We start from the raw sequence: 15,521 nt of genomic DNA, 5'->3' as shown, positions 1-15,521 counted from the left end.
CCCCTTATGTTCCTAGCTGAATTTCTATCTTATCATTTTTATGCACCACAGAGTTAGCTGGAACGGACTGTTTCAAGACAACACCATTTCCCTTTACGACAAAATTAAATCCCGTCACATCTCGTAATGATTCAATTTCTTTACGCGACCAACCACGCAAATCCGGTAGATTAAATTGATTCTTATCCATCACTAAAAATACTTTTTCATTTGATAATACACGATGTGTCGCAAGTGGATATTGACTAATAACCGATTGTCCTTCTCCGAGAACCAATAAATTGACTTTGCTTGATTTCAATTGTTGCTTAGCATAAGGCAAACTATGATTCACAACATTTGGCATCGTGGATTGAATCAGTTGTGTTCCTTTATCTTTTTGTTCACTTGATTTTACCGTTTTATCACTAAAACCATAGGTCATCGCAACCTTTCTTAAGAAAGCCTTTTGTGGCTCAACATCGACATGAGCACTTAGATTATCCGGTCCTTTAAACGCATAATACACCAAAACCTTTGGATTTTCAGCCGGCATCGCACACATGAAAGAAGAAATTGTCTTTCCTGTATCATAACTACCCTTTTCCGCTACTTGGGTTGTTCCGGTCTTACCCATCAATTTCACATTTGGAATTTGGTAATACTTCGCTGAACCGGTTTTATTATGAACAACCTGTGTCATTACTTTTTGAATTTGCTTGGCTGTTTCGGCTTTAATAGGTTTACCAACAACCGTTTTCTTGGCTTGATAAATCACCTTGGAAGAATCGTAAGCATCCTTAATTGATTCCACAAAATATGGTTTTACCAATTCTCCATTACCAGTTAAAGCCGTATAAGCCTGCAACAATTGAATCAGTGTTACCGTTGAACCCTGTCCAAAGGATAAAGCAACCTTATCTCCCGGATAATTATAATTTAGACTTGTGGCGGTTTCCGGAATACCATCGGTATCCACATTTTGAAAGAAATGAAATTTCTTCAAATATTCCAAATAAATGGTTGGATTGATGTATTCGGTTAAAATCGTTGCCGCAATCGTATTTAAAGAATGAATTAAACCGGAATCTAAGCTTTGACTATTCCATTGACGACGACGAGCGTTGTAGATACAACCATAGCTATTGCTTTCACTTGAACGAACAGGGTTATTTTTATTATCGGATGTAAAACACCATTTATTTCCCTCCGCTTTCTTTTCACCATTATACTTACTTTCATTCATAGCCGCCGCCCAGGTGAACGATTTCATTGTTGAACCCGGTTCATATGGCATTTGCATACCGAAGTTTGAGTATTCCTTGATGTTTTCAAGTGTATTTGGATTAAAAGAATTGGATTGACCCCAAGCCACCACACGACCGGTATCAATTTCCATCGCCGCGCCCCAAACTGCTTCCGCTTTCATATTCTTCATGGTTTGTTTCATAGACTCCTCGAGGGTATTTTGAATACCGGAATCCAAGGTTAAAGTCACGTTATTGCCATTCACTGCCGCTTTGGTTTCTTGTTTCATACCTGGTAATACATAGCCATTTTTATCTCTTTGTTCAACAATCGATCCATTTTCCCCTGTGAGATAGTTATTTAAATACATTTCTAATCCCATCTTACCAACGGTATTCCCTTTGGTATCACTAACCGCATATCCAATCAAATTCGTGGCAAACTGTCCATTTGGATAAACACGCTTAATAGAATCTCGGAATTCAATACCGGGAAGCTTGGCTTCATCAATTTTTTCCTTTGTTGCCTTGCTTAAATTACGACCTTTTACACCCAATTCAGTTTGGTAGATTTTTTGATTGAATTTTTTGCGAAGCTCTTCTTTTGAAATACCTAAGATAGAGCTTAAAACCTCAGCCGTATGTTCTTTATCTTTGACATATGCCGGCTTTTTATCACCGGTTAAGCGCTCCTTCAAAACACAAATAATATCGTAGGTACGATTATCTTGGGCTAAGACATTACCATTGCGATCATAAATCACACCCCGAAGAGCTTGTTCAGTTTTTGTGACTACATTTGCTTTATCAATATATGGTTTTAAATCCGTCTTTGAACGCATATGGTATTTCCCAATGCTTACCTGAAAGACAGAATAGATCAAAAGGAAAAAAACCAGTGATGAAACCACTAATATTTTTCCACTTTCTGCTATCACTCTCTTTTTTGCCATACTTACTCACCCATTTTGGTATCAGGAGTTTGAACGGTTGTGATATTAGCTTGATTACGAGTTAAACCTTTTTTATTTGCAATTTTATTAATGCGATCAGAAACCAATAACTTTTGTGTTTCAACCGCAATAGCGTTGTTTTGTAACTCTAATGTCGCTGTTTCTGATTTCACTTTTTGCACTTGAGTTGCTAAAGAGTTATTCAAATTGCTAATGAACAAAGATGATACCAAATATAGTATAAACGCTAAAATAAATGTCATCATATAAATACCATCTAAATTTCTTTTCACTTTTTTTGTTTTCTTAACAAGACGTGCCATATTCCTTTATCCTTCTCTCTATTACTCTTAACTTCGCACTATGCGATCGACGATTGATTTCTAGCTCTGTTTCTTTTGCTAGGATTGGTTTCTTATGCACCAATCGAAAGTCAGCTTGCTTTATATCCCTGGATTTAATTGGAAGTCTTGTGTCCGGTTGTTCAACTTCACAATGTTTCTTTAAAATATGTTTGACCATGCGATCCTCAATCGAGTGGAAACTAATGACCGCCAAGCGACCACCTTCCTCCAATAATGAACAAGCTTGATTTAAAGCTTGTTCCAGCGATCCTAATTCATCATTAACTTCCATACGAATGGCTTGGAACACCTGTTTTGCTGGATGTTTCTTTTTTCTTAACTCCTTTGCTGGTAGACAAGATTTAATGATGTTTACTAGTTCAAAAGTGGTTTCAATTGGTTGGATTGCACGAACTTCACAAATCTTACTAGCAATCTTAGGTGCATAGCGTTCTTCTGAATACTTGAAGAAAATATCGGTTAACTCTTTAGCACTATAATTGTTGACCACTTGATAAGCATCCAAATCCTGCTTTTGATCCATGCGCATATCCAAGCGTGCCTCAAATCGATAGCTAAAGCCTCTTTCACCTTGATCAAACTGTGGTGAACTAACACCAAGGTCAAAAAAAATACCATCGACTTTTTCAACTCCTAACGCATGAAGCTTTTCAACCATTCGAGAAAAATCTGCATGAATTAAAGTTACTTTCTTTTCGTAATCTTTAAGTTTTAAAGAGCACTCTTCAATAGCTTGTTCATCTTTATCAAAAGCATATAAATGACCGGTGCTTAATTGCTTTAAAATCTCTGTACTATGCCCGGCTCGACCTAAAGTTGCATCCACATAAATACCATCCGGATGGAGATTTAAGGCTTCCATACTTTCTTCTAACAAAACCGAAATGTGTTCACTCATAGAAGCATCTCCGTTAAGTCTTCCGCAAAGTTTTCAAAGTTGTCACCACCAATTTTGCTATACTCGTCGTATTTCTTTTCTGGCCATATTTCAAAGTGATTGGAAGCACCAACTACCACACAAGCCTTTTCAAACCCTTCATCACTTAATTGGAATTGAGGAAGAAGAATACGACCTTGTTTATCTAAAGCACATTCATCCGCCTTTCCGGTGATACGACGAACAAAGGCTCTTGCCTTAGCATTGGTTATTGGTAAGCTGTTGAGCTTTTGCACCAAAGTTTCCCATTCTTCTTGTGCAAAGGCGGCTAAACATCCATCCAGCCATTCGGTCACATAAATCTTGAGGGTTAATTGGTCACGGTATTTAGCAGGAATCATCAAACGGTTTTTAGCATCTAAGTTATGGCGATATTCACCTGTAAACATTCTCATTTCATGACTCCTTCCCACTTCTTACCACTTTCTACCACATTTTATCAAAAAATTATCCTTTTTCAAGTGTTTTATCGTTGAAAACAGCTTCTAATAAGACACAAAAAAAGAAGAAAAGAACTTCTCTTCTTCTTTAAAAAATAAAAAGACTTTTCCAAAAGGATCAGTCTTAAGCATTTACTGCAGAACTTTCTTTACCTGTGCTACCACAGCTTGGGCATGCGTGGTGAGGAAGCTTGTAAGCGCCACAATTAGGGCACTTCACGAATGTGGCAGCGGCTAATTTGTAGTGCGTTCTTCTCTTGTTCTTGCGTGTTTTTGAATTTCTTCTTTGTTGAACAGCCATCTTATTGCACCTCCTAATCTTGTTCTTTAAATTCTTTCAACTTTGCCAAACGAGAATCCATTTCCTTAGCTTGACTTTGTTGATAGGCAGCTTCACTATAGACCTTCCAGCCATCCCCTTCGGGATACTCATCATCGGCTGCTTGTGTTACTTGTAGAGGAACTTCTAATTGAATGACATCTAAGATTGCTTTATGCAAATCCACAACACCATTTTCAACTAGGCGAACACCATCTTCTTCACTTGGAACGAAGCTATACACTTCATCGCTTTCCGTTTGAAATGGTAAGCGAAGAGGTTTGTTCGTAATGGAATCGGGAAGTACCATATCACCTTCCAAGTCTAAATGAACTAAAACTTCTGTTTCTTCTTCATTCAGATAACCATGGGCGACTAGATGAACATTCTCAAGCGCTAAAATCTCCGGCATTTGTTCCAAATCAGCTTGTGAAAACTGTAAATCTTGATCCAAATGTAAGTTGTCATTTTGCAATAACTGCGCCTTCGTCCACTTCACTTCGTTCTCCTTACCTAATAACGCCTAATTATTATACCAAAGGGAAGCCTAAAGTCAATCAAACCCACAGATACATTGCTTAAAGTTCTAGTTTCCTGCTATTCTAGCATGGTAGAAGGAGAAAATAGATGAAAACCTGTGGTATTGTTGTGGAATACAATCCCTTTCACTTTGGTCATCTTTACCAAATTCAAAAGATAAAAAAAGAGCTTCAAGTAGACGCTATCATTGTTGTGATATCTGGTAATTTTGTCCAACGAGGAGAGCCGGCCCTCTTAGATAAATGGACTAGGACCGAAGACGTTTTGAAACAAGGTGTGGATGTGGTCATTGAATTACCTTATATTTATGCTAGTCAAAGTGCTTCTCAATTCGCCAAAGCTGCGATTAAAATCCTTCAGTTAGCACAAGTGGACTATGTTTGTTTTGGTAGTGAATGTGGTAATCTGGAAAATCTAAAAGAAATTGCCCAAACTCCCGTCAATCCCGATTATTTACACGAAGCAATGCGGGATGGTAGTTCCTTTCCAAAAGCTTATTCTTTATTAACTGGAGCCATGTTACCAAATGACATTCTAGCGGTTAGTTACTTAAAAGCCTTAGAGAACTCCTCCATCCAGCCTTATTTGATTCAACGCCAAGGAGAAGCGTATCATAGCTTAGAAAATAAAGAATTAGCCTCTGCCCAAGGCATCCGTTATGCTTTAAGACACAAACAAGATGTTTCCAAAGCGACACCGCTATCCTTTCAAGGCAAACAATTTCATCATTGGAACGAGTATTACCCTTTCCTTCGCTTCCAACTTCTATCTAGCACAAGAAAAGAGTTACAATCCTTTTTCCTAGTCCAAGAAGGCATTGAGAAACATTTAATCAACTGTGCTAAGGAATGTGAAAACTTTGAAAAATTCATCAATATGGCGGTGAATTATCGTTACACCCAAGCTCGTATTCAAAGAACTTGTCTACAAATCCTAAATCATATTAAAAAAGAAGATGTTCAATCCCTAAAACCACTTCATCAATTTCGTATTCTTGGTTTCAATACGATTGGGCGAAAATGGTTAAAAGAAAATAAAAAGCTCCCCGCTGTTGTGAAATTCTCTAAGCTAGATGAAAAGCTTCGTCAAATAGAATTAAGAACCACCTACAGCTATGCCCTTGTTCATCACGAACAAGAGCTCATCGAACGCGAAGTAAAAGGACCTATATTTATTGAGGTGACCTCCAATCAGTAGACTTTTGGGGGTCGGTACATATTGCCCTAGGTCCTTCTTTTGTTATTTTGATTGAATTAAAACATTTGAGTAGACTTTATCCACATCATCCACTTCATTCAACATATCCATTAACTTGTGATAAGCATCAATGTCTTCCTGTTCAGTTAATGTCACATATTCACTTGGCAACCAAGTGGCTTCGCAAGTTTCAAATGTTAAATTTGGGAACTTTTCTTCAAAAACTTCATGCGCCTTGCCAAAATCAGTAAAAGAAGTTTTAACCGTCATCACGCCATCTTCAACATTCATATCTAAAACATCCACATCGCCTTCCATCATGGCATCCAACATGGCTTCTTCATCTTCAAATGGGAATACAAATAATCCCACACTTTCATAAGTATAAGAAGCACTACCGGCATTAACCATCTTAAATCCTTTACACTTGTTAAAACAGGTTTTAACATCTGTAATTGAGCGATTGGTGTTATCCGTTAAGCAATCCACAATAACCGTTGCTCCAGCAGGACCAAAGCCTTCATAGCGAGCTGCTGAATAATTGTCTGCATCGCCACCTTTTGCCTTTTCAATGGCACGCTTAATAACATCGGCAGGAACCTGATTGCTCTTAGCTTCCGCAATCTTTCGTTTTAAATTTAAGTTCATTTCAGGATCAGGAACACCAGACTTCGCCGCAATAAAGATTTCCTTTCCGAAACGCGAATATAATTTTGATTTCATGGCAGCTGTTTTTGCCATCGAAGCAGCTCGTACTTCATGTGCTCTTCCCATCGATATACCTTCTTTCTTTTCGTAAACGACGCCATTATATCAAAAAGCCTTCGTTCTGTATAGATAAATGGCTTGTGTTAGAATAGAAATATGTCTACCTATGTTATGAGTGATTTGCACGGCTGTTATGATGAATTTTTAGAAATGTTAGATAAAATTCATTTCAATCAATATGACCATCTGTACATCAACGGTGATATTTGTGATCGTGGTCCTAAATCTATTCCTTTATTACAATTTATTATGGCTCAGTCAAATATGACTGTCATTTTAGGTAATCATGATGTTTGGTTAAGAGATTATGCAGATTACTTAATTGATTTAAAAAACAATCGCCAAAAAGAACCGGCTTGTTATGAACTTCGTTTGTGGATGGAAGCCAATGGTGGTGCCTCGACCATTGATCAATTTTTATCTTTATCTAATCCCGAATGCTATGACATTAAATGTTACTTAGAAAGTTTAAATCCTTATCAAAACCTAAAAGTACAAAATCATCCATACTCCCTTGTGCACGCTGGTTTAGGAAAAGAAATAAAAGATTACCATTTAATTCCTTCACTTAAAGAAAACACATTGGTTTGGTGTGAAGAGGATTTAACTGCCAATTCTCTTTCTAATAGCACTTTAATCGTCGGTCATGTTCCAACCTTCATTTATGGGAAACAATATGAAAACCATATCATTCATACCGACCACGATGTCTTTCATATTGATGGCGGTTGTGTCTTTGGTCGTTGTCTTCTTTGTTTAAGATTAGATGATCAACAAGAATTTTCAGTACCATCCAAACAATTTAAGCCATGATGAATGGCTTTTTATACAATATTGATGATATTGTACCTTTTCTTTGCTTATCTATTCAAACACCTCTTCACTACAAGCTTTTCCTTCTTTTATTGCCATTACCTAAATCAATGATTCCTGAATTAGATATACGCATTTGCTGAGTGGTAATAGTGTATGCAAACTTATCTATCTCTACATAATCAATCATCTTATGGGGTATTTTTTACCTTATTAAAGCTTTTCTAATAGCACCTCCACCACCAAACATCATGGTTTATTATTTCGCATGTTTTGCGTGCTCAACCCTCTAAAGAGAACAACAAGAAAAGAGGCAGACTTCTTCTATGCAAAGATTCTTGCACAACTAAAGTCTTAGCCTCTTTTTTATTTTCCTAATACTTCTTCGATATGAGCTTTCACTTCTTCTGCTGTTGCCAATTGAACACATTCATCCGCTAGTTTCTTCATCTCTTCATAACTCAAAGAATTGATTACCTTACGTGCTGGCAAAATAGAAACTGCTGACATAGAGAATTCATCCAATCCTAGTCCCAATAAAATAGGAGAAGCTTGAGCATCACCAGCCATTTCACCACACATACCACACCATTTACCCTGTGAATGAGCGCCATCAATCGCCATCTTAATTAAACGGAGAACGGATGGATTGAATGGTTGATATAGATAAGAAACATTTTGACTCATACGGTCAGCTGCCATGGTGTATTGGATTAAATCATTTGTACCAATAGAGAAGAAATCCGCTTCTTTCGCTAATTGGTCTGCATTAACCGCAGCTGCCGGAATTTCAATCATAATACCAACTTGAACTTTAGCCATCTTCACGCCTTCTTTTTCTAATTCAGCACGAACTTCATCATACAATCCCTTAGCCTCACGGAATTCATTCACAGTCGCAATCATTGGAAACATAATCGCTAACTTACCATAAGCAGAAGCTTTTAATAGGGCTCGCAATTGAGTACGAAAAACATCTTTTCTCATTAAGCAGAAACGAACCGCACGAACTCCCAAGAAGGGATTCATTTCTTCTTCAAATTGGTAGTACTTTAATTTCTTATCGCCACCAATATCCAAAGTACGAATAACCACTTGACGACCTTCCATCGCTTCTAACACTTGCTTATAAGCAGAAAATTGAACCTCTTCACTAGGGAAATCTTCCTCACTCTTCATATATAAAAATTCAGTACGGAATAAACCAACACCCTCACCACCATTATCCAAAACAGCTTGTACATCTGCCGGTGATCCGATGTTACCGACTAAATCCACTTTATGACCATCCAAGGTCATGGAACCTTTATCCTTTAAGCTCCTTAATTCCTCTTTTTCTTTTTGGAAATCCAGCCATTTTTCTTGATAAGATACAACTTGCTCAGAACTTGGATTTAAAATGATTTCTCCTGCAATCGCATCTAAAATAATTTCATCACCATTCTTAACTTGGCTTAGTAAATCACCACAACCAACAATAGCCGGAATCTCTAAAGAACGAGCCATAATAGCCGAATGAGAAGTACGACCACCCATTTCAGTCACAAAGCCCTTTGCGTATTCTTTATTTAAAGAACCTGTATCCGATGGTGTTAAATCTTTCGCTACAATCACAACCGGTTCCTTTAAAGTCACAAGATTTGGAATCTCTTTACCTAAAATATTGCATAAAAGGCGGAATGAAACATCCTTAATGTCCGTTGCACGAGCTTTCATATATTCATCATCCATGCTTTCAAACATGCCAACCATCCTATCCGATACACTCTTAGCGGCACTAGCGGCACTAACCCCATCATTTTGAATAGAACTTTCAATGGAGGAGCGATATTCCGGATCATTTGCCATCATTAAATGAGCATCGAAGATTTCTAATTCTTCTGCCTTTAAACTCTTAGAAGCTACTTCCTTAATCGCTTCAATATCTGAAATAGTCTTTGCCATGGCTTTATCTAAAATAGCCATTTCTTCATTCACTGATTTTACTTCTGCACCAATTTCCACAACCGGTTGTTCTAGCTTATAAACCTTCGCAATAGCAATACCTTGCGATGCCGCAATACCTTTCATACTTGTCCTCCTATATTCCCCTTGGAAAAGCTTTACTAATTTTATCATTCAAGAGAGTTCTAGGCAATTTAAGAATTCGACAATCGCTACTTTTTTTAAACGATAATAAGAAGATTTAGCAAAATATTCCATGTACCAATTGTTTTTCTTCTTTTCTAAATAATCATAACGAATAATCCAATTTGTTTCTGTTGAACAGGTCATCAGTGCCTTTTCGATCAAGTTCAAAAATTGTTCATCGTATGCACTTCGTTGAAATTTCTTTTTACAACATTGGTAAGCTTGACCGACGTACATCAGAATTCTTTGCTGATCTTGGTAACACTGGATACACATCTTATATTCCTTTCAACCACGTATTACCAATCTACGTGAAATTCCCTTAAAATCATAAATCCTCTATATAAACTATTGTTACACCAATTTAAATTGAATTTTACCACTAAAAAAGGCAACTAGTGCCTTTTATTCTTGTACCTCAAGTAAACCGTAACCACCTAAATCACGTTGATAAACAATGGCTTTTTTATTCGTTTCCTCATCCGTATAGACATAGAAACTATGTCCCAATAATTCCATTTGAAGAATGGCTTCATCAAGGGACATCTTATCCGCTTGAATAATTTTTGTACGAACCGGAACTTCTTTCTCCTCTGCTTTTGCGCTTTCATCAATGAAAGCTTTCGCTAAATGTTCACGATGGCGCTTCGAAAGACGCGTTTTTTGGCGACGAATTTGATCCTCCAGCTTGTCAATCGCCAAATCAAGAGCCGCGTAGAAATCCTCTTGAACAACTTCAGCACGAACCGTGCCAATCTTGGTTGGAATGGTAATTTCCACCTTTTGTGATTTTGGATACACACGAGCCACAACACGAGCTATTGTATCATCCTCCACTAAGAGATACTTTTCTAAGCCGGTTAGCTTGTCTTCAATTTGGCTACGCATAGCCTTTGTGATTTCCACATTCTTACCAACAATTTCAAAACGCATATGATACCTCCTATAGAAAAAGGTTCTTCCCTTTTCTACCTTTATTTTAGCATTTTCATTTCGTGAGTGTCATCAACCAAGAGATACTTTTCATGAAGGTAAATAAACCTTAAACTATCTTCCCTAATCTCACACTGAAGCTTTCTCTTCTCATCGAAGTCCACTTTTTTCTTCTTTAAACCTATATTAGAATAAACAAACCCAATAACGATAAAGACGATCATCCGCCATATGAAAAATCATAATCCTTGTGACATTGGCAACATTGCCGCCCCAATAACCCCCGGCTCATCACATTCTGCCATTAAAAATGGTGTATCACCAACAAAGGTATGCGATTGTGTTTTAAAGGATTCAATCACTTCACTAAAGAACAAGTCAGCTGATTTCATAACGCCACCGCCCAACACAAAAGCTTCAGGATCCACAACACAAGAGATTGTCGCAAACAATTGTCCTAAATCACGGACGATTTCTGCTTTTAATTTCAAGGCGTCTGGATTAGCTTGTTTCGCTAATTGGAATACTTGACCGGCGTGTTGAATATCTTCTTGAGGGAATAAAGCTTTTCCTTTTCGAACAATCGCTGTACCACTGTCTTCATTTTCAATCGCCCCAACATTTAAATAATTAATCTTCTCACGATTACGATCAATGATAATATTCGCAATTTCTCCACCAAAACCATGACTTCCCGAAATCACTTGTTTATGCCAAACGAAAGCACCACCAATACCCGTTGAAATTGTTACGTAGTAAATACTGGAAAAATCTTTTCCGGCACCAACCATCGCTTCTGCTAAACCTGCCACATTCGCATCATTATCAATAAAGACAGGCATCCCAAATTCTTTCTTTAATTCACCGGCTAAAGGATAGCCTTGAAAACCCGGTAAATTTGTTTCTAAATTCATCGCTCCTGTCTTGGTGTTGACAGGACCTGGAACACCAATACCGATTGCTATACAATTTTTCCAATTAGGAATTTCACGAACCAAAGATTTCAAATTAGATAACACCTTTTCAACGCCTTCATTTCCATAAGAAGCGCTTTTTATACTAGCTAATATTTCCCCTGTTTCACTGACCTTAGCCACTCGCACATTCGTTCCACCTAAATCAATTCCAATATATGTTTTCATCATTTATCTCCTAACATCATCTCTATTATACAAAGAAAAAGATGAGATTTCTCTCATCTTTATTTTGTGCTTGCTAGCGTTCCAAACGGATCCCAAGGTTTTAAGACCTTTGATGGTTTCTTTAAAGCGTTCAAGGCTTTCTTACTTAAATACTTCTTATTGACCGCTGCTACATAAACATATTGATCAAACCATGTATCCGAAGCAACGAAATAGCCTTTATGAGCAATCGTATCGCCCCAAGAATTCTCAATCTTCCAACGATTTGGTTGATTATTTACTAAATTAACACCTGTCAAAACCATGGCGTGATTCATCATGGATTCATGACTATCCAACAGTTCTGCTTTACTCATTTCTAATTTCATATCAAAGCTAGAAGCATAAGCATATTGTTGATCATCCCACGCCCCTGTTGTACGATTAGCAAACTGTAAGCAATCACAACCGAACCATGTTGGCATACCATCTTTCATTTGGGCAATAACAGCTTCTTTCAGCTCATCCATTGGTAGATTTAACATACAGATATCCTCACCATCTACTACATTTCCCAATAATTCAACCGAATATGTTTGATAGAATTTCTTGTCTGCGGTTGGTCCATTGATAATATAGATATAATCTTCTAAAGCAATACCTAAATCTTCATAAAATTTCACTGGATTTAGGTTTTCTAAGCGATGGAATTTTTTGTCTTTATCACGATATTCCCAAGTGAATGTTTTGGGTGGTAAACCGAAACAAGAAGCTAATAAACCATAAATTTCTTCTAAGGCCTCTTTATGCAACTGAGCAATTTGCGTTTCATTCTTGCCTTGAATATCCAAAACAAAACGGCGTAGACGACGATTTAATAAAATATTGGAGTTTGTATGGGATGATTGGTAAGTTTCCGGCATTGCGGACTTTACAACAATTCCATACTTGCGAATCAAGCTCACTAACATGTTCCATTGACCACCATCGCCAACAACTTCTTTGAGTAAGAAACGCATTTTTTCAGAATCTAATCCAGCCCCAATTTCTTGAATGGCACAGGTCATAAACCAGTTGGCTTTTTCTAATTTATCGTAAAATGCTACATAATTTTGTGAGAATTCCAATTCTTCTACGTTATATTTCTTAGCTGCCGCTTCTCTTAAAACATTTAATGCCGAGAAAATCCAACAACGTCCTGATTGAAGTTGGTTCGTCACCGGCATTGTTTCTAAATCTAAGGAGAACATGTTTTGGTTATCTCGGTCTGCCATTTCATTGTGGACAACATCATTTAATGGATGCGTACTTAAAGCATGACGTAATACCGTCGCTTTCTCATTCTTACTATATTTTTTCTCTAGTCTTTCAATTTCTTTTAACTCAATTTTCATACCATTTCCTCTCCTTTTTATTTAGTATAAGTTAGTTATAGATAACTGTCTATAGATTTACCGAATGACACTATTTTGCTTCTTAATTCCAGCAATCGATAGAACCTCTTCAATTGTTGCAACGGGAACAATCTTCAACTGATCTTTTACTTCTTGTGGGACATCCTTTAAATTCTTTTCATTATCCTTTGGAATTAAAACTGTTTTTACCCCCGATCGAAGCGCCGCCATTAACTTTTCAGGCAAACCACCAATCGCCAGCACACCGCCACGAAGTGAAACCTCACCTGTCATTGCTAAACTTGGATGAACTTTTTGATTCGTCAACAAAGAAGCTAGTGCCGTCGTAATCGTTATGCCGGCACTTGGACCATCTTTCTTAACAGCACCAGATGGGAAGTGAATATGAATATCATGGTTTTCCAATTGTTTCGCTTCTTTTGGAAATATCGTCTTCACTAGAGATAAAGCAATCTGCACTGATTCTTGCATCACTGAACCAAGTTGCCCCGTCATCTTAATATTCCCTTTACCCTCGCTCATTAGACTTTCAATAAAGAGAATCTCACCACCGGCCGCTGTCCAAGCTAAACCGGTCACAATACCGACCTTGGCATTTCTTTGAATTTTAGCATGTTCAATTGGATCCATATCCAATACTTCTGATAAGTTTTTTCGACTGACACGGAATTTTGATGCGCGACCTCGAGAAACTAATACCGCTGTATAACGACAAATTTGGTCCATCCTCTTTTTTAAGCCACGCACACCGCCTTCCATCGTGTAACCCGAAATGATAGCTCGAATACTATCATCGCTGACCGTTAACATGGATTTAGAAATACCCATCTTTGCCATGGATTTTGGCAATAAATGACGCTTAGCGATTTGGAACTTTTCACTTTCCGTATAGCCTTGAAATTCAATCACTTCCATACGATTTAATAATGGCTCCGGAATAGAATCCAAGCTATTCGCTGTACAAATAAATAAAACATTCGATAAATCATAAGGTACATTCATGTAATGATCCGTGAAGGTGTTATTTTGTTCAGGGTCCAACACTTCCAATAAAGCCGAAGCCGGATCCCCGTTGTACGAAGCTGATAATTTATCAATTTCATCCAGCACCATTACCGGATTAGAAGAACCGGACTTCTGAATACCATTCATAATACGACCAGGCATGGCACCAATATAAGTGCGACGATGACCACGAATATCTGAACTATCACGAACACCACCCAAAGCCACACGGACATATTCACGCTTTAAAGCACGAGCAATGGATTTACCAACGGAGGTCTTACCGGTTCCTGGAGCTCCCACGAACAAAAGAATAGAGCCGGTTTGTTGGTGGTTTAAATCCATCACGGCAATTTGTTCCAAAATACGCTTTTTCACTTTCCTTAAACCATAGTGATTTTCATCCAAGATTTCCTCCGCCTTATGAATATCAATTTTTTCAGCCAAAGGAACTTGCCAAGATAATGAAGTTAAAAAATCTAAATAGTTATAAAGATTCCCATATTCCGGTGAATTAGAACCTTCTTGTTTCATACGAGAAAGAATTTTTTCAGCTTCTTTTAGAGCTGTTTCGTTCATCCCGGATTCTTGAATTCTTTTTTCCAGTTTACGAATATCACTTACATTTTCCGGATGCATCTCATCCAACTCTTTTTGCAAGAATTCAATTTGTTTCTTAATTGCCATTTCGCGATAAGCTTTCTGATTGTCTTCCTCTTGAGCTGAACTGGCCGCTTTGGATACATTGCTCATCTCTGTATATTCCAAAACATATTTTTCAATCATCGATAAACGTTTTTCTTGCGAATCTTCAACTAGCAACGCATATTTATCCTCAGCGCTAATACTGATGAGTTGCGACATGCCTGTCATAATTTCTTCCGCTGTAGTCATCTGTTGGATATAGGATTTTGCTCCTAATGCCCAACGATATTGCGATGTGAATTGAATTAAACTATTCTTTAGACCTTGAATACGGCTTTGGTAATTTTCTTCCTCCACATCTTCTTTTTCAGGATTGTTGATGACACTGGTAACCCCTAAAGTACGATTCGCATTTAAATACAAATCTTCAAACTCAATGCGATTGTGTGTTTTAACAATTAAAAAACCATCGTTATGTACTTCGGTAACAGTTCCCGATACACCTAAGCTATAAAAGTTTTCAGGAAGAAAATTTTCTTCATTCAATGCTTTCTTCTCTAACGCAAAATATATTTTTTCACCCACTTTCGCTTCTTTGCCGGTGGCTTCTTTAAAAGATTCACTCGTTAGGAAAACTGTGGAATGAGGAAGAATAACAACGTTATAAATAGGAACGATTTCTGCCATAGTTTAGTTACCTTTCTTTTATGACTA

15 protein-coding genes are annotated in these 15,521 nt (G+C 37.5%); 2 read left to right on the top strand and 13 right to left on the bottom strand.

All coding sequences use genetic code 11. The features are described 5' to 3' along the window. Nucleotides 1-4 precede the first annotated feature (4 nt). From K7I92_RS02645 to K7I92_RS02620, 6 genes are all read right to left on the bottom strand, one after another. A complete protein-coding gene (locus K7I92_RS02645; protein ID WP_220281933.1) occupies nt 5-2,179 on the bottom strand; it encodes a penicillin-binding protein in 2,175 nt (724 codons plus the stop codon). A 2-nt stretch (nt 2,180-2,181) separates the two neighbouring features. Further along, nucleotides 2,182-2,502 (bottom strand): hypothetical protein, encoded by a 321-nt coding sequence (locus K7I92_RS02640; protein WP_203244472.1) that lies wholly within the window; start codon nt 2,500-2,502, stop codon nt 2,182-2,184. Continuing rightward, on the bottom strand, nt 2,486-3,442 hold the full coding sequence (gene rsmH, locus K7I92_RS02635; RefSeq protein WP_220281932.1) for a 16S rRNA (cytosine(1402)-N(4))-methyltransferase RsmH: 957 nt from the start codon (nt 3,440-3,442) through the stop codon (nt 2,486-2,488). The genes K7I92_RS02640 and rsmH overlap by 17 nt, the downstream gene beginning before the upstream one ends. Then, entirely contained in the window at nt 3,439-3,876 is a 438-nt protein-coding gene (gene mraZ / locus K7I92_RS02630; protein WP_203244474.1) for a division/cell wall cluster transcriptional repressor MraZ, read from the bottom strand. The genes rsmH and mraZ overlap by 4 nt, the downstream gene beginning before the upstream one ends. A gap of 169 nt (nt 3,877-4,045) precedes the next feature. After that, nucleotides 4,046-4,222: a 50S ribosomal protein L32 gene (gene rpmF / locus K7I92_RS02625; RefSeq protein WP_203244475.1), complete on the bottom strand. Its 177-nt coding sequence runs from the start codon at nt 4,220-4,222 to the stop codon at nt 4,046-4,048. A gap of 13 nt (nt 4,223-4,235) precedes the next feature. Then, the gene (locus K7I92_RS02620) at nt 4,236-4,739 is read right to left on the bottom strand and encodes a DUF177 domain-containing protein (protein ID WP_203244476.1); all 504 of its coding nucleotides are present in this window, start codon (nt 4,737-4,739) and stop codon (nt 4,236-4,238) included. 128 nt (nt 4,740-4,867) lie between these two features. Between K7I92_RS02620 and K7I92_RS02615 the strand changes: the two genes are divergently transcribed. Then, on the top strand, nt 4,868-5,977 hold the full coding sequence (locus tag K7I92_RS02615) for a nucleotidyltransferase family protein (protein WP_220281931.1): 1,110 nt from the start codon (nt 4,868-4,870) through the stop codon (nt 5,975-5,977). A gap of 42 nt (nt 5,978-6,019) precedes the next feature. On the opposite strand, the gene K7I92_RS02610 is transcribed toward K7I92_RS02615, so the two are convergent. Further along, a complete protein-coding gene (locus tag K7I92_RS02610) occupies nt 6,020-6,751 on the bottom strand; it encodes a YebC/PmpR family DNA-binding transcriptional regulator (protein WP_203244478.1) in 732 nt (243 codons plus the stop codon). Between the two features lie 90 nt (nt 6,752-6,841). Here K7I92_RS02610 and K7I92_RS02605 point away from each other — a divergent pair, with 90 nt between their 5' ends. Then, nucleotides 6,842-7,558 carry a metallophosphoesterase gene (locus K7I92_RS02605; protein WP_220281929.1) on the top strand — a complete coding sequence of 239 codons (717 nt, stop codon included), beginning with the start codon at nt 6,842-6,844 and terminating at the stop codon, nt 7,556-7,558. A 366-nt stretch (nt 7,559-7,924) separates the two neighbouring features. Here the strand turns inward: K7I92_RS02605 and ptsP are convergent, their stop codons facing one another. From ptsP to lon, 6 genes are all read right to left on the bottom strand, one after another. Next, the gene (gene ptsP, locus K7I92_RS02600) at nt 7,925-9,628 is read right to left on the bottom strand and encodes a phosphoenolpyruvate--protein phosphotransferase (RefSeq protein WP_220281927.1); all 1,704 of its coding nucleotides are present in this window, start codon (nt 9,626-9,628) and stop codon (nt 7,925-7,927) included. Nucleotides 9,629-9,676: 48 nt separating this feature from the next. After that, nucleotides 9,677-9,964 carry an MG284/MPN403 family protein gene (locus tag K7I92_RS02595; RefSeq protein ID WP_203244481.1) on the bottom strand — a complete coding sequence of 96 codons (288 nt, stop codon included), beginning with the start codon at nt 9,962-9,964 and terminating at the stop codon, nt 9,677-9,679. Nucleotides 9,965-10,093: 129 nt separating this feature from the next. Further along, complete coding sequence (gene hpf / locus K7I92_RS02590; RefSeq protein WP_203244482.1) at nt 10,094-10,621, bottom strand: ribosome hibernation-promoting factor, HPF/YfiA family; 528 nt, start codon at nt 10,619-10,621, stop codon at nt 10,094-10,096. 239 nt (nt 10,622-10,860) lie between these two features. Next, nucleotides 10,861-11,763, bottom strand: coding sequence for an ROK family protein (locus tag K7I92_RS02585; protein ID WP_220281925.1), 903 nt, complete (start codon nt 11,761-11,763; stop codon nt 10,861-10,863). Nucleotides 11,764-11,822: 59 nt separating this feature from the next. Continuing rightward, nucleotides 11,823-13,136: a C1 family peptidase gene (locus tag K7I92_RS02580; RefSeq protein WP_220281924.1), complete on the bottom strand. Its 1,314-nt coding sequence runs from the start codon at nt 13,134-13,136 to the stop codon at nt 11,823-11,825. 57 nt (nt 13,137-13,193) lie between these two features. Continuing rightward, a complete protein-coding gene (lon, locus tag K7I92_RS02575; RefSeq protein ID WP_220281923.1) occupies nt 13,194-15,494 on the bottom strand; it encodes an endopeptidase La in 2,301 nt (766 codons plus the stop codon). Between the last annotated feature and the right edge of the window lie 27 nt (nt 15,495-15,521).

This window comes from Bulleidia sp. zg-1013 (assembly GCF_019798045.1).
Classification (GTDB): domain Bacteria; phylum Bacillota_I; class Bacilli_A; order Erysipelotrichales; family Erysipelotrichaceae; genus Bulleidia.
Note: the sequence above shows the minus strand (reverse complement) of the source record. Positions and strands in the feature narration are given on the sequence as shown.